Source organism: Pseudomonas sp. ML96 (genome assembly GCF_000761545.1).
Taxonomy (GTDB): domain Bacteria; phylum Pseudomonadota; class Gammaproteobacteria; order Pseudomonadales; family Pseudomonadaceae; genus Aquipseudomonas.
Genome location: NZ_JPMY01000006.1, coordinates 291859 through 307434 on the forward strand (window position 1 = coordinate 291859; position 15576 = coordinate 307434).

Sequence of the window (15576 nt, forward strand, 5' to 3'; positions counted from 1 at the left end):
ATGCTGCTGATGATCGACAACTACGACTCCTTTACCTACAACGTGGTGCAGTACCTGGGCGAGCTGGGTGCCGATGTCCACGTGATCCGCAATGACGAACTGACGGTCGCCGAGATCGAGGCGCTGAAGCCCGAGCGCATCGTGGTCTCGCCCGGCCCGTGCACGCCGACCGAGGCGGGTGTGTCCATCGAGACCATCCTGCACTTCGCCGGCAAGCTGCCGATCCTCGGCGTGTGCCTCGGCCACCAGAGCATCGGCCAGGCCTTCGGTGGCGACGTGGTGCGCGCGCGCCAGGTGATGCACGGCAAGACCAGCCCGGTGTTCCACGAGGACCTGGGCGTGTTCGCCGGCCTCAACAAACCGCTGACCGTGACCCGCTACCACTCGCTGGTGGTCAAGCGCGAAACTCTGCCGGACTGCCTGGAGATGACCGCCTGGACCCAGCATGCCGACGGCAGCGTCGACGAGATCATGGGCCTGCGCCACAAGACCCTGAACATCGAGGGCGTGCAGTTCCACCCGGAATCCATCCTCACCGAGCAGGGCCACGAACTGTTCGCCAACTTCCTCAAGCAACAGGGCGGGGTGCGCTGATGGATATCAAGGAAGCCCTCAACCGGGTGGTCGCTCAGCTCGACCTGTCCACCGCCGAGATGCAGGACGTGATGCGCCTGATCATGACCGGCCAGTGCACCGACGCGCAGATCGGCGCCTTCCTCACCGGCATGCGCATGAAGAGCGAGACCATCGACGAGATCGTCGGCGCCGCCACCGTCATGCGTGAGCTGGCCGCGCCGGTACAGATCAACGCCGAGCGCCTGGTCGACACCTGCGGCACCGGTGGCGACGGCATGAACGTGTTCAACGTCTCCACTGCCGCCGCCTTCGTGGTCGCCGCAGCAGGCGGTCGTGTCGCCAAACATGGCAACCGCGCGGTCTCCGGCAAGAGCGGCAGTGCCGACCTGCTGGAAACCGCCGGCGTCTACCTGAACCTGACGCCTGCCCAGGTGGCGCGCTGTGTCGAGAGCGTTGGCGTTGGCTTCATGTTCGCCCCGGCTCATCACGGCGCGATGAAGCATGCCATCGGCCCGCGCCGCGAGCTGGGCCTGCGTACCCTGTTCAACATGCTCGGCCCGATGACCAACCCGGCCGGGGTCAAGCACCAGGTGATCGGCGTGTTCAGCCAGGCGCTGTGCCGGCCGATGGCCGAGGTGCTGCAGCGCCTGGGCAGCAAGCATGTGCTGGTGGTGCATGCGCAGGACGGCCTGGACGAGATCAGCCTGGCCGCGCCGACCCATGTCGCCGAACTCAAGGACGGCGTGGTCAGCGAGTACCGCATCCAGCCCGAGGACTTCGGCATCAAGAGCCAGAGCCTGATCGGCCTGACCGTCGAAGATGCCCAGGGCTCGCTGGCGCTGATCCGCGATGCGCTCGGCCGGCGCAAGACCGAGAACGGTCAGAAGGCCGCCGACATGATCGTGCTCAATGCCGGCGCCGCGCTGTATGCCGCCGATATCGCGACTAGCCTCAAGGAAGGCATGCAGCTGGCCCAGGATGCCCTGCACACCGGCCTGGCCTGGGAGAAGCTGGACGAGCTGGTGTCCTTTACCGCCGTATTCCGCGTGGAGAACCAAGAGTGAGCATTCCAACCGTGCTGGAGAAGATCCTCGCCCGCAAGGCCGAGGAAGTGGCCGAGCGCCGTGCTCGCGCAAGTTTCGCCGAGATCGAGGCAGCGGCCCGCCAGGCCGACCCGGTACGCGGCTTCGCTCGCGCCCTGCAGGAGCGCGTGGCGCACAAGCAGCCGGCGGTGATCGCCGAGGTGAAGAAGGCCTCGCCGAGCAAGGGCGTGCTGCGCGAGAACTTCGTGCCGGCCGAGATCGCCAAGAGCTACGAGGCCGGCGGCGCCGCCTGCCTGTCGGTGCTGACCGACATCGACTTCTTCCAGGGCGCCGACGACTACCTCAAGCAGGCCCGTGCGGCCTGTTCGCTGCCGGTGATCCGCAAGGACTTCATGATCGACCCTTACCAGGTCGTGGAGGCGCGGGCCATCGGCGCCGACTGCATCCTGCTGATCGTCTCGGCGCTGGACGATGCGCGCATGGTCGAGCTGGCCAGCGTGGCCAAGGAGCAGGGCCTCGACGTGCTGGTGGAGGTGCATGACGGCGACGAGCTGGAGCGCGCGCTCAAGCATCTCGACACGCCACTGCTGGGCATCAACAACCGCAGCCTGCACACCTTCGAGGTGAGCCTGGAGAACACACTCGACCTGCTGCCGCGCATCCCCCACGATCGCGTGGTGGTCACCGAGAGCGGCATCCTCAGCCGTGCCGACGTGGAGCTGATGGAGATCAACCAGGTCTATGCCTTCCTGGTCGGTGAGGCGTTCATGCGCGCCGAGGAGCCGGGTACCGAGCTCAAGCGCCTGTTCTTCCCCGATGGCAGCCGCATAGTCGCCGGTATCGATCCGGACTGATCGCCAGCCATGAAAAAGCCCGCCGATTGGCGGGCTTTTTTGTGTGTCGCCGGTGGGCTTAGCGGGTACCGAATACCACCATGGTCTTGCCTTTGACGTGTACCAGGCCCTGTTCCTCCAGGGACTTGAGTACGCGGCCGACCATCTCGCGGGAGCAGCCGACGATGCGGCCAATTTCCTGGCGGGTGATCTTGATCTGCATGCCGTCCGGATGCGTCATGGCGTCCGGCTGCTTGCACAGGTCGAGCAGGGTGCGGGCCACGCGGCCGGTGACGTCGAGGAAGGCCAGGTCGCCTACCTTGCGCGTGGTGTTGCGCAGGCGGTCGGCCATCTGGCTGCCCAGGGCGTAGAGAATCTCCGGGTCCTGTTGGGTCAGCTCACGGAACTTGGCGTAGCTCAGCTCCGCCACTTCGCATTCGGTCTTGGCGCGTACCCAGGCGCTGCGTTCTTTCTCGGCGCCGTCCTTCTCGAACAGGCCCATTTCGCCGAAGAAGTCGCCGGCGTTGAGGTAGGCGATGATCATCTCGCGGCCGTCGTCATCCTCGATGAGGATGGTGACCGAACCCTTGATGATGAAGAACAGGGTTTCGCAACGATCCCCTGCATAGATGATGGTGCTCTTGGCCGTGTAGCGACGGCGGTGACAGTGCGCGAGCAGCTTGTCGATGTTCTTGATCTTTGGTGTAAGGGTAATAGCGACCATGCCCGAGTCCCGAAAATTAGAGTAAGCCTTTGTCCAGCAGGCGAATTTCTTATTAGTTATCCGAACAAGTGTGCCAGTTATCCGCCGCCAGATTAACAGACGGGCGGCCTCGGGTAATGCGTTTTTGCGACGCAGTAGTCAGTGTGCAGGCCGCGGGTGCCGACTGGTCGGTCGAAAAGCCCGCGAACAGTGCTGTGGTAAGCTACGCGCCTTTTTTCGGGCAGTGGAGTCCAGGCGATGAAAGCGCGCATTCAGTGGGCCGGCGAGGCCATGTTCCTCGGTGAATCCGGCAGCGGCCACGTGGTGGTGATGGACGGTCCGCCCGAGGCCGGTGGGCGCAACCTCGGCGTGCGGCCGATGGAGATGGTGCTGATCGGCCTGGGCGGCTGCAGCAACTTCGACGTGGTCAGCATCCTCAAGAAGGCGCGCCAGCCGGTAGAGAGCTGCGAGGCGTTCCTCGAGGCCGAGCGTGCCGACGAGGACCCCAAGGTGTTCACCAAGATCCACCTGCACTTCGTGGTCAAGGGCCGTGGCCTCAAGGAGCCGCAGGTCAAGCGTGCGGTGGAGCTGTCGGCGGAGAAGTACTGCTCGGCTTCGATCATGCTCGGTCGCGCCGGCGTCGAGATCACTCACGACTACGAGATCGTCGAACTGGGTTGATCCGCTCGCATGAGCCAATGAAAAAGGGCGCCAGAAGGCGCCCTTTTTCATGTCCGCGATTCAGATGCGGTAGGTGCTTTTGGTCATCACCTTGGACAGCAGGCTCATGCCCAGCTTCACCGGCCTAGGGAACTGCAGGCCGCCAGCTTCGATGGCGCTGGTGGCGTGCTGCTGCTCGTCTTCGCGCATCTGCTCAAGGATGGCGCGGGTCTTGGCATCGTCCGCCGGAATCTGCTCCAGGTGTTCGTCCAGGTGCTTGACCACCTGATCCTCGGTAGCGGCGACGAAGCCCAGGCTGACCTTGTCGCTGATCAGCCCGGCGACCGCGCCGACGCCGAAGGACAGGCCGTAGAACAGCGGATTGAGCACGCTCGGGTGGCTGCCCAGCTCGCGGATGCGCTGTTCGCACCAGGCCAGGTGGTCGACCTCCTCATCGGCGGCGTGCTCCATGGCCTTGCGCACTTCCGGCAGCTTGGCGGTCAGCGCTTGGCCCTGGTACAGCGCCTGGGCGCAGACCTCGCCGGTGTGGTTGATGCGCATCAGCCCGGCCACGTGGCGGGCCTCGTCATCGCTCAGCTCGGTCTCGGTTTCGAGGATTGCCGGCGACGGGCGCGCCGGTGCGCCGCTGAATGGCAGCAGGGTGCGCATGGCGGCGTCGGCCTGGATCAGCAGGCGATCGAGGGGGGAAAACTGGCGTTCGCTGGTCATGGCCATCTCCACGGAAAAGCAGGCGGGCAGTTTACCTCAAGGCTCGGGCAGATTGCCGGCAGGTGACAACGGGTCGCTGCGCATCAGCCCGGCGGCCAGTGCAGCTGGCGCTGCCCCAGCACGTGCATGTGGATGTGATGCACCGTCTGCCCGCCCAGGTCCTTGCAGTTCATCACCACACGGAAGCCTTCCTCGCAACCCAGCTCGATGGCCAGGCGCTGGGCGGTGTAGAGGATATGGCCGGCCAGCGGGCGATCGCTTTCGCTCAGTTCATCAAGGCTGGCGATATGGCGCTTGGGGATCACCAGGAAATGCACCGGCGCCTGCGGGCCGATATCGTGGAAGGCCAGCACCTGGTCATCCTCGTAGAGCTTGCGGGCCGGGATTTCGCCGGCGACGATGCGGCAGAACAGGCAGTCCATGCGCTTTCCTCCAAGGGCTTTGGGTATGCTGCGAGTCTAGTACTGCACAAGGAGAGGCTGTGAAGAACGACGTTCATGATCTGGGGCTGGTGCTGGAGTCCCGCGTCAAGCTGGTGGTCATCGAGTCCTGGGACGAGCCGCGGGTGCTGGAGACCCTCACCTCGCTGGCGATCAAGCGTGGCCTGGGCATCTACACCTGGGCGGTGACCGAGGGCCTGCAGCGCCTGGCCTTCGGCGGCGAGCCGGTAGGCGAGCTGGACAGCCGCGAGCCGGAACAGGCCCTGCGCCTGATCAAGGCCGACCCGACGCCGAATCTCTACGTGATGTGCGACCTGCATCCGTTCATGGCCGATAACCCCAAGCTGGTGCGCCTGCTCAAGGAGATCGCCATGAGCGAGGCGCCGCACAAGCCGACCCTGGTGCTGGTGTCGCACTCGCTCAAGTTGCCGGCCGAGATCCAGCGCTACGCGGCGCGTTTCAGCCTGGCGCTGCCGACCGAAGAAGAGCTGCTGGCCATCGTCCGCGACGAGGCCACGCGCTGGAGCGAGCGCAACAGTGGCGCGCGGGTGCGCACCGACAACCGCACCCTGCAGCAGGTGGTGAAGAACCTGCGCGGCATGAGCCACGCCGAGGCGAAGGCGCTGGCGCGCAACCTGATCTGCGACGACGGCGCGATCACCCAGGAAGACCTGCCGGAGCTGAACAAGGCCAAGTTCCAGCTGCTCGACCTGGAGGGCGTGCTCAGTTTCGAGCACGACACCGCACGCTTCGCCGAAGTCGGCGGCCTGAACAACCTCAAGCGCTGGCTGGGCGAGCGCCAGGAGATCTTCGCCACCGGCAAGGGCGCCGATAGCCCGCGTGGCATGCTGCTGGTCGGCGTGCAGGGCGGCGGCAAGAGCCTGGCGGCCAAGGCGGTCGCCGGCCTCTGGGGCTTGCCGCTGCTGCGTCTGGACTTCGCCAGCCTGTACAACAAGTTCTTCGGCGAGACCGAGCGCAACCTGCGCGAGGCGCTGCGCATGGCCGAGCAGATGGCGCCCTGCGTGCTGTGGATGGACGAGATCGAGAAGGGCCTGGCCACCGGCAGCAACGACGATGGCGTCAGCCAGCGGGTGCTCGGCACCCTGCTGACCTGGATGGCCGAGCGCAAGGCGCCGGTGTTCATGGTCGCCACTGCCAATGCCATCGACCGCCTGCCGCCGGAGTTGGTGCGCAAGGGGCGCTTCGATGAGCTGTTCTTCGTCGATCTGCCGCAGGCAGCGATACGCGCGGAGATCTTCGCCATCCACCTGCGTCGCCGCGAGCTGGCGCCGGAGCAGTTCGACCTGCAGGCGCTGGCGGCGGCCAGTGAAGGGTTCTCCGGTGCGGAGATCGAGCAGGTGGTGGTCAGCGCGCTGTATGCCGCGCAGGCGCGCCAGCAGTCAGTGGATCAGGCGCTGCTGCTGAGCAATATCCAGGGTACGGCGCCGCTGTCGGTGGTCATGGCCGAGCGCCTGGCCGCGCTGCGGGCCTGGGCCGGCGGGCGTACGGTGAGCGCCGACTAGGGCTGTTCGGCGCCCGTGCGCGGCAGCAGCGGGCGCACCATCTTCATCGCCACGTGGCGCACCAGCGCACGTGGCGTCAGGCGCAGCAGCTGCGGCAACAGACGATGGCGCCAGCCGGGGATGATGATGGCCTGGTTGCGCTCCAGGCCGCGCATGGTGATCAGCGCCACTTCCTCGGGGCTGGCCAGTTGCTGTTGACGCTCCAGGCCGCCGCTGTACAGCTCGGCGCGGCGGAAGAAGGCGGTGGCTACCGGCCCGGGGCAGAGCACCGAGACCTTCACGCCGAACGGCGCCAGCTCGTTGCGCAGCGCCTCGGAGAGGTGCAGCACGTAGGCTTTGCTGGCGAAGTAGTTGGCCATCAGCGGCCCCGGCTGGAAGGCGGCCAGGGACGCGACGTTGAGGATCTGCCCGCCGCCGCGGCGCTTCATGTCGGCACCGAGGGCGTGACAGAGGCGCGCCAGCGCCAGCATGTTGAGTTCGATCAGCTCCTGCTCGCGCATCCAGTCCTGCTCGACGAACAGGCCGGCGCTGCCGATACCGGCGTTGTTCACCAGCAGGTCGATCTGCCGCTCGCCCTGTTCCAGTTCCTGGATCAGGCCGGTGAGCTGCAGGGGCTCGCTCAGGTCGCAGACGCGGAACAGCGCTTCGACACCGAAGCGCTGGCTCAGCTCGCAGGCAATGCTCTCCAGGGCATCGCGCTGGCGCGCCACCAGGATCAGGTTACGCCCACGCCGGGCCAGTGCTTCGGCCAGGGCCAGGCCGAGGCCACTGGAGGCGCCGGTGATCAGGGCGTAACTGCTCAAGGTCTTACTCCTCGTCTGCCGGGGCGTACTGCTGTTGCTGGGCTTCCAGGGCGCGCTCGGTGTAGTCGTGGTAGGCCGGGATGGCGATGGCCGCGAGAATGCCGATGATCGGTACCAGCAGGCCAGTCCAGGCCAGCACTACCACGCCGGTGCTGTTCGGTGGCGGCGGCGGACCGTAGCGGTTGGCGCCCTGGTTGCCCGGCACGACCAGCATCAGCAGGGCGAACACGCTGCCGACCACTGGGATAATGTTGATCAGCAGCAGCCAGCCGGACCAGCCGAGGTCATGCAGGCGCTGCACGCCGACCTGTACCGAGACGACCACGGTGGCGATGACCAGCGGAATCATCAGGATGCCGCCGATGATCGGCGCGACGGCCATGATGCCGGCGGCGATGGCGTAGCCCAGCATGGCGAGCAGCATTACACCCATGTACCAGCCCAGATAACGCACTCGGCCGATGCGGCCGTTGATGCTGAATACCTTGAGCTCGCCGTACTCGGGCAGCGTCTCACCGACTTCCGCTTTCGGCGTGCTATAGGGCGAGACCGTAGCGCTGGCGGCCGGGGCGGCTGCCGGCGGGTTCTCGGCCAGCTGGGCCTGACGCGCCAGGTACTTGTCGATGATGATGCCGCAGCTCGCGCATTCGGCTGCCTTGGCCTGTTGCTGGCCGCATTTCGGGCAGATCATGCTCTCGCTGTTGGTTGGCGCCGAGGCATGTTCGTCGTCATGGGCGACCAGGCTCAGTCCGGCGGCCAGGTCTTGCTCCTTGCGGACCTGGGCGCCGGCGTTCTGCAGTACCGCCAGGTACTTGTCCGCCTCGGCTTCGGCCAGGTCGCGCTTGAGTGCGACCGGCGAGCCGGTGAACAGTGCGTCGATCTTGCTCTGGTCGCTCTTGAACAGGCGGGCCAGGTTGTCTTTCACCGTGTCGAGCGCCATCTCCGGCATCAGCTTGCCTTCGAAGACGATCTTGTAGCGAGCTTCGGTCATGCGTGCATCCCTGTTACGTCATTGAAAGTGCCCAGAGCCTAGGGGCTTTACCGGGCGTGGACAAGCGAACGCCTGCGCAAATTCCTGCTCAGCGCGGCCAGCGCTGCGGCAGTTGTGCGGAGCGGCCGAGCGCGGCGCGGTATTCGGCATCCAGGCGCGCCACCAGTTCAGTCACGCTGGGCACGTCGGCGATATCGCCAACGCCTTGGCCGGCGGACCACACGGTCTTCCAGGCCTTGGCCTCGTCGTTGATCGGCTTGAGCTTCTCGCCGTAGTTGACGTCGCCCTTGTTCTGCAGCTGTTTCAGGTCATAGCCGGCCTTCTCCAGGCTCTGGCGCATGAAGCTGGCCGGCACGCCGGATACCGCCGGGGTGTGCACGATGTCGGCGGCGCGGGCGTCGAGGATCATCTGCTTGTAGTCGCCGTCGGCATTGCTCTCCTGGGTGGCGATGAAGCGCGTGCCCATGTAGGCCAGGTCGGCGCCGAGCAGTTGCGCAGCGAGAATCTCGTGGCCGTGGTTGAGGCAGCCGGAGAGCAGCAGGGTCTTGTCGAAGAACTGGCGGATCTCGGCGATCAGGGCGAACGGGCTCCAGGTCCCGGCATGTCCGCCGGCACCGGCGGCTACCGCGATCAGACCATCGACACCGGCCTCGGCGGCCTTCTCCGCATGGCGGCGGGTGGTGACGTCATGGAATACCAGGCCGCCGTAGCTGTGCACCGCGTCGACCACTTCCTTGACCGCGCCCAGGCTGGTGATCACCACTGGCACCTTGTGTTCGACGCAGATGGCCAGGTCGGCCTGCAGGCGTGGGTTGCTGCCGTGCACGATGAGGTTGACTGCATAGGGCGCGGCGTCCGCCGTGAGGCCCGCCTCGATCTCCTCCAGCCAGGCCTTGAAGCCGCTGCTCTCGCGCTGATTCAGGGCTGGGAAGCTGCCGACGATACCGCTGTTGCTGCAGGCCAGTACCAGCGGTGGGGTGGATACCAGAAACATCGGTGCAGCGACCACCGGCAGACGCAGGCGCTGGTCGAGCAGGGCGGGCAGGGACATGGTCTTTCCTCTCGTCGTTATCAGAAGGGTTTCACCACCACCAGGATCACGATGGCCAGCAGGAACAGCACCGGCACCTCGTTGAACCAGCGGTAGAACACATGGCCGCGGGCGTTCTCGCCGCGGGCGAAGCGCTTGAGCTGGGCGCCACAGACATGGTGGTAACCGACCAGCAGCACGACCAGCAGCAGCTTGGCGTGCAGCCAGCCCATCTTCAGCCAGGCCGGGTTGAGGTAGAGCAGCCAGGCGCCGAGGACCAGGGTGGCGATCATCGACGGGTTCATGATGCCGCGGTACAGCTTGCGCTCCATCACGCAGAAGCGTTCGCGGCTGGGCGCATCCTCGGCCATGGCGTGGTAGACGAACAGGCGCGGCAGGTAGAACAGGCCGGCGAACCAGCAGACGATGGCGATGATGTGCAGGGCCTTGACCCACAGATAGAGCATTTATGGCATCCGACAGGCGATTTGCTGTCGATAGTAGAGAAAGCCAGGTCCGCGCGTCATCCATAAGGTTGGCCGGGGCTCGCATGGGCTTTATCATCGGCAGCCTTTCTCAACGGTCACGCAGTGGGGGTACGCAATGGTCAAGGTCGGAATCGTCGGCGGCACGGGTTACACCGGAGTGGAGCTGCTGCGCCTGCTGGCCCAGCATCCGCAGGCCGAAGTGGCGGTGATCACCTCGCGCTCCGAAGCCGGGGTCAAGGTTGCCGACATGTACCCCAACCTGCGCGGCCACTATGACAACCTGGCTTTCAGTGTGCCGGACGTGGCGACCCTGGGCGCCTGCGACGTGGTGTTCTTCGCCACCCCGCACGGCGTGGCCCACGCCCTGGCTGGCGAGCTGCTGGCCGCCGGCACCAAGGTCATCGACCTGTCCGCCGACTTCCGTCTGCAGGACGCCGAGGAGTGGGCCAAGTGGTACGGCCAGCCGCACGGTGCGCCGGAACTGCTGCCCGAGGCGGTCTACGGCCTGCCGGAAGTGAACCGCGAGGCGATCAAGGGAGCGCGTCTGATCGCTGTGCCGGGCTGCTATCCGACCGCTACCCAGCTCGGCCTGATCCCGCTGCTGGAAGCTGGCCTGGCCGACCCGAGCCGCCTGATCGCCAACTGCGCCTCCGGTGTCAGCGGCGCCGGCCGTGGCGCCAAGGTCGGTTCGCTGCTGTGCGAGGCCAGCGAGAGCATGATGGCCTACTCGGTCAAGGGGCACCGCCACCTGCCGGAAATCAGCCAGGGTCTGCGCCGCGCCGCAGGTGGCCAGGTCGGCCTGACCTTCGTGCCGCACCTGGCGCCGATGATCCGCGGCATCCACGCCACCCTGTACGCCACCGTCGCCGACCGTGGCGTGGACCTGCAGGCGCTGTTCGAGAAGCGCTACGCCAACGAGCCCTTCGTCGACGTGATGCCGGCCGGCAGCCACCCGGAGACCCGCAGCGTGCGCGGTGCCAACGTCTGCCGCATTGCCGTGCACCGTCCGCAGGGCGGCGAGCTGGTGGTGGTGCTGTCGGCCATCGACAACCTGGTCAAGGGCGCCTCCGGCCAGGCGGTGCAGAACATGAACATCCTCTTCGGGCTGGACGAGCGCCTGGGCCTGTCCCACGCCGCGCTGCTGCCCTGACCGCAAATACGCCCGGCGGCGGCTTGAATTCGCCGCCGGCGCGCCCATCTAAGCAGTAGGGCGACGGTTGCGTCGTCGCCCAATAATTGACCGATTTGCTCGGGTAAGCGGATAATCGCCGCCCGTGTGTGGTACGTAACATGGCGCCTGGCGCCAGGAGAGCAGCAAGATGAGCGTCGAGACCTTCACTCCAACCCCCCTGATCTTCACCCAGGGCGCGGCGAACAAGGTGAAGAGCCTGGTCGATGAAGAGGGCAACCCGCGCCTGAAGCTGCGTGTGTTCGTCACCGGTGGTGGCTGCTCCGGCTTCCAGTACGGCTTCACCTTCGATGAAGACGTGGCCGACGACGACACCATCGTCGAGCGCGAGGGCGTCAGCCTGGTGGTCGACCCGATGAGCTTCCAGTATCTGGCCGGCGCCGAAGTGGACTACCAGGAAGGCCTGGAAGGTTCGCGCTTCGTGATCAACAACCCCAACGCCAGCACGACTTGCGGTTGCGGTTCGTCCTTCTCGATCTGAGTTTTCAGGCCACAAAAAAGCCGCGCATCTGCGCGGCTTTTTTGTGGATGCTCGATTGAGCTGGCGCGCTCGTCACGCCGGATAGATCGCGCCGAGCACCCGCAGCCCCTTGGCAGCGGTAACGCTGGGGCGATTGGCCGGGATGCGCTCCAGGCAGCAGTGGGCCAGCCAGGCGAAGGCCATGGCCTCGACCCAATCCGGCGGCACGCCACGTGCGGCGGTACTGGCTACCTGGCAGGCCGGCAACAGCTCCTGCAGGCGCTGCATCAACGTGTGGTTATGGGCGCCACCACCGCAGACCAGCAGTTCGGCGGTGCCGCTTTGCGCCTGTTGCAGCGAGTCGACTATGCTGCGCGCGGTCAATTCCAGCAGAGTGCGCTGCACGTCGGCCGTAGGCAGTGTCGGAAGCATGCTCAGATGGCTTTCCAGCCAGGGCAGGTTGAACAGCTCGCGGCCGGTGCTCTTCGGGCCCTGGCCGGCGAAGTAGGGATCGCTCAGCAGGCGGTTCAGCAGCGTCTCGTTCAGCGTGCCGCTGGCTGCCCAGGCGCCATCGCGGTCGAAGGTCATGCCCTGGTGCTGGTCGATCCAGGCATCCAGCAGCACGTTACCCGGGCCGCAGTCGAAACCACGTACCGGTTGTTCCGCCTCGATCAGACTGAGGTTGCTGAAGCCGCCAACGTTGAGCACCGCCTTGGGCTGCGCGCTGCTTTCGAACAAGGCTTCGTGGAAGGCCGGCACCAGGGGCGCGCCTTGGCCGCCTGCGGCGACGTCGCGGCGGCGGAAGTCGGCGACCACATCGATGCCGGTCAGTTCGGCCAGCAGGGCGGGGTTGCCGATCTGGACGGTGAAGCCGCGTGCGGGCTCATGGCGCACGGTCTGGCCGTGGCTGCCGATGGCGCGGATATCCTTTGTGCTCAGCCCTTCGCGTTGCAGCAGCGCATGGATGCCAGTGGCTGCCAGTTCGACCCAGTGCTGCTCGGCGATGGCGGCGCGGGCCAGCTCATCGGGGCCAGAGGCGCACAGCGCCAGCAGCTCGGCGCGCAGGGCGTCGGGCATCGGCAGGTAATGGTGAGCGAGGAGGGTGGGGCGGGTGTCGTGCTGGATCAGGGCGATGTCCAGCCCATCGAGGCTGGTACCGGACATCACCCCCAGGTAGCGCGGCATCTCAGGGCTGCTTGTTGGCGGCCAGCATGGTGGCCTTTTCCTGATCCATGCGAGCCATCAGCGGCTTGCTCAGCTGCAGGAAGCGTTGCTTCTCGGCGCCGGCGATGGGGTCGGCCATCGGCAGTTTCTGGCTGAGTGGGTCGACGTGGCGGCCGTTGACCTGGAACTCGTAGTGCAGGTGCGGGCCGGTCGACAGGCCGGTGGTGCCGATGTAACCGATGATCTGTCCCTGCTTGACGTTGACGCCAGTGCGCACGCCTTTGGCGAAGCCCTGCATGTGGCCGTACAGGGTGCGGTAGCTGTTGCCGTGCTGGATGATCACAGCGTTGCCGTAACCACCGCGACGCCCGGCGAGTAGTACCTTGCCATCGCCTGCGGCCTTGATCGGAGTACCACGCGGTGCGGCGTAGTCGACGCCCTTGTGTGCACGGATCTTGTTCAGGATCGGGTGGCGACGGCCCATGGAGAACTTCGAGCTGATACGGGCGAAGTCCACCGGGGTGCGGATGAACGCCTTGCGCATGCTCATGCCATCGGCGTTGTAGTAGCTGGTGGTGCCTTGCTTGCTGGTGTAGCGCACCGCGCTATAGGTCTTGCCGCGGTTGGTGAAGCGGGCGGAGAGGATGTTGCCATTGCCTACCTGCTTGCCGTTCACCACGTGCTCTTCGTAGATCAGCTCGAATTCGTCGCCTTCGCGGATGTCCTGGGCGAAGTCGATGTCGTAGCCGAATACGTTGGCCAGATCCATGGTCAGGCTGTGCGACAGGCCGGCGCGTTTGGCCGAGAGGAACAGCGAGCTATTGATCACGCCGTGGGCATAGGTGGTACGCACGTCCGGCTTGACCAGTTCGCGCTTGAACGAGAAGCCCTGGTCATTGCGCGTCAGGACGATGCTTTCCAGATCGCTCAGCTTGCTGCTCAGTCGCTCCAGCTTGCCGTCGGGAGTCAGCTTGAAGTCCAGTGCTTGACCAACATGCAGGCGCCCGAAGCGTTTGGCGTCTTTGCTGCTGTTGATCGCCTCGTGCACCGCATTGGCATCCAGGCCGACGCGCGCGAATACGGTCGACAGCGTGTCACCGCTGGCGACGGTGACGCTCTTGCTCAATGGGTCGGTAGGTGTCTGGTCTTCTTTCTTCTTATCCGCGTCTGCTTGGGCGCTGTTCTTGTTGTCGCTGAGGCCGGCATCGGCAAAGGGCGATGCGCCTCGATCCCCGGTCGCTTGATCCGGTCGGAGATCGTCTTTTTCTTGCAGGATCTGCTCGGCGCCGTTGTCCAGCTCGAGATTCAGGTAGGTCTTCTTCGCCTCGACTTCACGCGACGGGAACACCAGCAAGGCCAGGCTCAACAGCGCCGCAACACCGCTGGCAGCCAGCAGGTGGCTTCGCGGATAGGGCGAGGCTTTGGGTATGGATTGCGTCATGGGCTCAGGGTGTTTCTTGGAAGAGTGCATTAACTGTCTAAAATATAATCAAATTTCCCTATAGGCAACCCTAGGGACTGGTTATCGGCTGAGCGGACCGGGCCCGGCGCAAAGCTTGTAATTGGTCAGTGATCTTGTATGGTTGGTTCCCTTTTGGGTTTGCGAGTGGCATGAGTCCTGTCATGAAGTCGGTAGAAGAGCAGCTGGCGCTGATCAAGCGTGGTGCGGAAGAAGTCCTGGTCGAGTCCGAGCTGGTAGAGAAGCTCAAGCGTGGCGAGCCGCTGCGCATCAAGGCCGGGTTCGACCCGACCGCCCCTGATCTGCACCTGGGGCATACCGTGCTTATTAATAAGCTGCGTCAGTTCCAGGAGCTGGGCCATCAGGTGGTCTTCCTGATCGGCGACTTCACCGGGATGATCGGCGACCCCAGTGGCAAAAGCGCTACGCGTCCGCCGCTGACTCGCGAGCAGGTGCTGGATAACGCCGAGACCTACAAGGCTCAGGTATTCAAGATCCTCGACCCGGCCAAGACCGAAGTAGCCTTCAATTCCACCTGGATGGACAAGCTGACGCCGGCCGACTTCATTCGCCTGGCTTCGCAGTACACCGTGGCGCGCATGCTCGAGCGTGACGACTTCCAGAAGCGCTATGAAGGCAATCAGCCGATCGCCATCCACGAATTCCTCTATCCGTTGGTGCAGGGCTACGACTCGGTGGCACTGCGTGCCGATGTGGAGCTGGGCGGTACCGATCAGAAGTTCAATCTGCTGATGGGGCGTGAGCTGCAGCGCGCCTATGGCCAGTCCTCCCAGTGCATCGTCACCATGCCGTTGCTCGAGGGGCTGGACGGCGTGAAGAAGATGTCCAAGTCGCTGGGTAACTATGTAGGTATCCAGGAAGCGCCGGGCGTCATGTACAACAAGCTGGTGTCGATGCCTGACTCGCTGATGTGGCGTTACTTCGAGCTGCTGAGCTTCCGTTCCATGGAAGAGATCGAGCAGTTCAAGACTGATGTCGCGGCAGGTGCCAATCCGCGTGACATCAAGATCAAGCTGGCCGAGGAGATTGTTGCGCGCTTCCATGGTGAAGAGGCTGCGGCCACTGCGCATCGCTCCGCGGGTAACCGCCTAAAGGATGGCGAGCTGCCGGATGATCTGCCTGAGGTGGAGCTGCTCTCTGCTGAAGATATGCCGGTCTCGGCTGTCCTTAATAAGGCTGGCTTGGTTAAGAACGCTGCTGCGGCTCGCGATCTGCTGAGCGCGGGTAGCGTGAAGGTCGATGGCGAAGTGGTTGATCGCGGCTTCGTCTTTAAGTTGGGCTGCAATCATGTCTGCCAGGCCGGCAAGAAGGCCTTTGCGCGCATCACTCTCAAGTCTGAGTAAGGTTTTTTCAGAAAAGAGTTGACTGGCGCGCGTGAATCCCTAGAATGCGCACCTGTTCCGGCGCGGTCTGATCTGAAAACTTCTTGATAAACAAGAAGTTAGACGAAATTAAGGGTTGCGC

17 protein-coding genes are annotated in these 15576 nt (G+C 64.9%); 8 read left to right on the forward strand and 9 right to left on the reverse strand.

Features of this window, described 5'->3' with window-relative positions:
- The 3 genes from IP89_RS05380 to trpC are packed head-to-tail and all read left to right on the forward strand — an operon-like array spanning position 1 to position 2473.
- Positions 1-594: an aminodeoxychorismate/anthranilate synthase component II gene (locus IP89_RS05380; RefSeq protein WP_043308167.1), complete on the forward strand. Its 594-nt coding sequence runs from the start codon at positions 1-3 to the stop codon at positions 592-594.
- Positions 594-1640, forward strand: a complete 1047-nt coding sequence (trpD, locus tag IP89_RS05385; protein WP_043308168.1) for an anthranilate phosphoribosyltransferase — start codon at positions 594-596, stop codon at positions 1638-1640. The genes IP89_RS05380 and trpD overlap by 1 nt, the downstream gene beginning before the upstream one ends.
- Positions 1637-2473 carry an indole-3-glycerol phosphate synthase TrpC gene (trpC, locus tag IP89_RS05390; RefSeq protein ID WP_043308169.1) on the forward strand — a complete coding sequence of 279 codons (837 nt, stop codon included), beginning with the start codon at positions 1637-1639 and terminating at the stop codon, positions 2471-2473. The genes trpD and trpC overlap by 4 nt, the downstream gene beginning before the upstream one ends.
- Before the next feature lie 58 nt (positions 2474-2531).
- Here the strand turns inward: trpC and crp are convergent, their stop codons facing one another.
- Entirely contained in the window at positions 2532-3176 is a 645-nt protein-coding gene (gene crp / locus IP89_RS05395; protein WP_043308170.1) for a cAMP-activated global transcriptional regulator CRP, read from the reverse strand.
- 237 nt (positions 3177-3413) lie between these two features.
- Between crp and IP89_RS05400 the strand changes: the two genes are divergently transcribed.
- Positions 3414-3836, forward strand: coding sequence for an OsmC family protein (locus tag IP89_RS05400; RefSeq protein WP_021702473.1), 423 nt, complete (start codon positions 3414-3416; stop codon positions 3834-3836).
- A gap of 60 nt (positions 3837-3896) precedes the next feature.
- On the opposite strand, the gene coq7 is transcribed toward IP89_RS05400, so the two are convergent.
- Together coq7 and IP89_RS05410 are read right to left on the reverse strand one after the other, a co-directional pair.
- Positions 3897-4544: a 2-polyprenyl-3-methyl-6-methoxy-1,4-benzoquinone monooxygenase gene (coq7, locus tag IP89_RS05405; RefSeq protein ID WP_043308172.1), complete on the reverse strand. Its 648-nt coding sequence runs from the start codon at positions 4542-4544 to the stop codon at positions 3897-3899.
- 83 nt (positions 4545-4627) lie between these two features.
- Entirely contained in the window at positions 4628-4966 is a 339-nt protein-coding gene (locus tag IP89_RS05410; RefSeq protein ID WP_043308173.1) for a histidine triad nucleotide-binding protein, read from the reverse strand.
- 59 nt (positions 4967-5025) lie between these two features.
- Between IP89_RS05410 and IP89_RS05415 the strand changes: the two genes are divergently transcribed.
- Positions 5026-6507: an AAA family ATPase gene (locus IP89_RS05415; RefSeq protein WP_043308174.1), complete on the forward strand. Its 1482-nt coding sequence runs from the start codon at positions 5026-5028 to the stop codon at positions 6505-6507.
- Here the strand turns inward: IP89_RS05415 and IP89_RS05420 are convergent.
- The 4 genes from IP89_RS05420 to hemJ form a co-directional block, all read right to left on the reverse strand.
- Positions 6504-7310, reverse strand: a complete 807-nt coding sequence (locus tag IP89_RS05420; RefSeq protein ID WP_043308176.1) for an SDR family oxidoreductase — start codon at positions 7308-7310, stop codon at positions 6504-6506. The genes IP89_RS05415 and IP89_RS05420 overlap by 4 nt on opposite strands.
- Before the next feature lie 4 nt (positions 7311-7314).
- Positions 7315-8301 (reverse strand): DUF805 domain-containing protein, encoded by a 987-nt coding sequence (locus tag IP89_RS05425; RefSeq protein ID WP_043308177.1) that lies wholly within the window; start codon positions 8299-8301, stop codon positions 7315-7317.
- 88 nt (positions 8302-8389) lie between these two features.
- Positions 8390-9352: a nitronate monooxygenase family protein gene (locus IP89_RS05430; RefSeq protein ID WP_043308178.1), complete on the reverse strand. Its 963-nt coding sequence runs from the start codon at positions 9350-9352 to the stop codon at positions 8390-8392.
- A 20-nt stretch (positions 9353-9372) separates the two neighbouring features.
- A complete protein-coding gene (gene hemJ / locus IP89_RS05435; protein ID WP_043308180.1) occupies positions 9373-9798 on the reverse strand; it encodes a protoporphyrinogen oxidase HemJ in 426 nt (141 codons plus the stop codon).
- A 136-nt stretch (positions 9799-9934) separates the two neighbouring features.
- On the opposite strand from hemJ, the gene argC reads away from it, so the two are divergent.
- Positions 9935-10969 carry an N-acetyl-gamma-glutamyl-phosphate reductase gene (gene argC, locus IP89_RS05440; protein ID WP_043308182.1) on the forward strand — a complete coding sequence of 345 codons (1035 nt, stop codon included), beginning with the start codon at positions 9935-9937 and terminating at the stop codon, positions 10967-10969.
- A 169-nt stretch (positions 10970-11138) separates the two neighbouring features.
- Positions 11139-11489, forward strand: a complete 351-nt coding sequence (gene erpA, locus IP89_RS05445; protein ID WP_043308183.1) for an iron-sulfur cluster insertion protein ErpA — start codon at positions 11139-11141, stop codon at positions 11487-11489.
- 72 nt (positions 11490-11561) lie between these two features.
- Here the strand turns inward: erpA and IP89_RS05450 are convergent, their stop codons facing one another.
- Both IP89_RS05450 and IP89_RS05455 read right to left on the reverse strand, forming a co-directional pair.
- Positions 11562-12653 carry an anhydro-N-acetylmuramic acid kinase gene (locus tag IP89_RS05450; protein WP_043308186.1) on the reverse strand — a complete coding sequence of 364 codons (1092 nt, stop codon included), beginning with the start codon at positions 12651-12653 and terminating at the stop codon, positions 11562-11564.
- 1 nt (position 12654) lies between these two features.
- Positions 12655-14073 carry a peptidoglycan DD-metalloendopeptidase family protein gene (locus IP89_RS05455; protein ID WP_043308187.1) on the reverse strand — a complete coding sequence of 473 codons (1419 nt, stop codon included), beginning with the start codon at positions 14071-14073 and terminating at the stop codon, positions 12655-12657.
- 182 nt (positions 14074-14255) lie between these two features.
- Here IP89_RS05455 and tyrS point away from each other — a divergent pair, with 182 nt between their 5' ends.
- A complete protein-coding gene (gene tyrS / locus IP89_RS05460; RefSeq protein ID WP_043308188.1) occupies positions 14256-15455 on the forward strand; it encodes a tyrosine--tRNA ligase in 1200 nt (399 codons plus the stop codon).
- The last annotated feature ends 121 nt before the right edge of the window (positions 15456-15576 follow it).

Excerpts from the sequence above, each read along its gene's own strand:
- IP89_RS05455 (WP_043308187.1), bottom strand. The coding sequence starts at position 14,073 with ATGACGCAATCCATACCCAAAGCCTCGCCCTATCCGCGAAGCCACCTG.
- IP89_RS05410 (WP_043308173.1), bottom strand. The coding sequence starts at position 4,966 with ATGGACTGCCTGTTCTGCCGCATCGTCGCCGGCGAAATCCCGGCCCGC.
- IP89_RS05430 (WP_043308178.1), bottom strand. The coding sequence starts at position 9,352 with ATGTCCCTGCCCGCCCTGCTCGACCAGCGCCTGCGTCTGCCGGTGGTC.
- tyrS (WP_043308188.1), top strand. The coding sequence starts at position 14,256 with ATGAAGTCGGTAGAAGAGCAGCTGGCGCTGATCAAGCGTGGTGCGGAA.
- coq7 (WP_043308172.1), bottom strand. The coding sequence starts at position 4,544 with ATGACCAGCGAACGCCAGTTTTCCCCCCTCGATCGCCTGCTGATCCAG.
- trpD (WP_043308168.1), top strand. The coding sequence starts at position 594 with ATGGATATCAAGGAAGCCCTCAACCGGGTGGTCGCTCAGCTCGACCTG.
- argC (WP_043308182.1), top strand. The coding sequence starts at position 9,935 with ATGGTCAAGGTCGGAATCGTCGGCGGCACGGGTTACACCGGAGTGGAG.
- IP89_RS05425 (WP_043308177.1), bottom strand. The coding sequence starts at position 8,301 with ATGACCGAAGCTCGCTACAAGATCGTCTTCGAAGGCAAGCTGATGCCG.
- erpA (WP_043308183.1), top strand. The coding sequence starts at position 11,139 with ATGAGCGTCGAGACCTTCACTCCAACCCCCCTGATCTTCACCCAGGGC.
- hemJ (WP_043308180.1), bottom strand. The coding sequence starts at position 9,798 with ATGCTCTATCTGTGGGTCAAGGCCCTGCACATCATCGCCATCGTCTGC.
- IP89_RS05400 (WP_021702473.1), top strand. The coding sequence starts at position 3,414 with ATGAAAGCGCGCATTCAGTGGGCCGGCGAGGCCATGTTCCTCGGTGAA.
- IP89_RS05380 (WP_043308167.1), top strand. The coding sequence starts at position 1 with ATGCTGCTGATGATCGACAACTACGACTCCTTTACCTACAACGTGGTG.
- crp (WP_043308170.1), bottom strand. The coding sequence starts at position 3,176 with ATGGTCGCTATTACCCTTACACCAAAGATCAAGAACATCGACAAGCTG.
- IP89_RS05450 (WP_043308186.1), bottom strand. The coding sequence starts at position 12,653 with ATGCCGCGCTACCTGGGGGTGATGTCCGGTACCAGCCTCGATGGGCTG.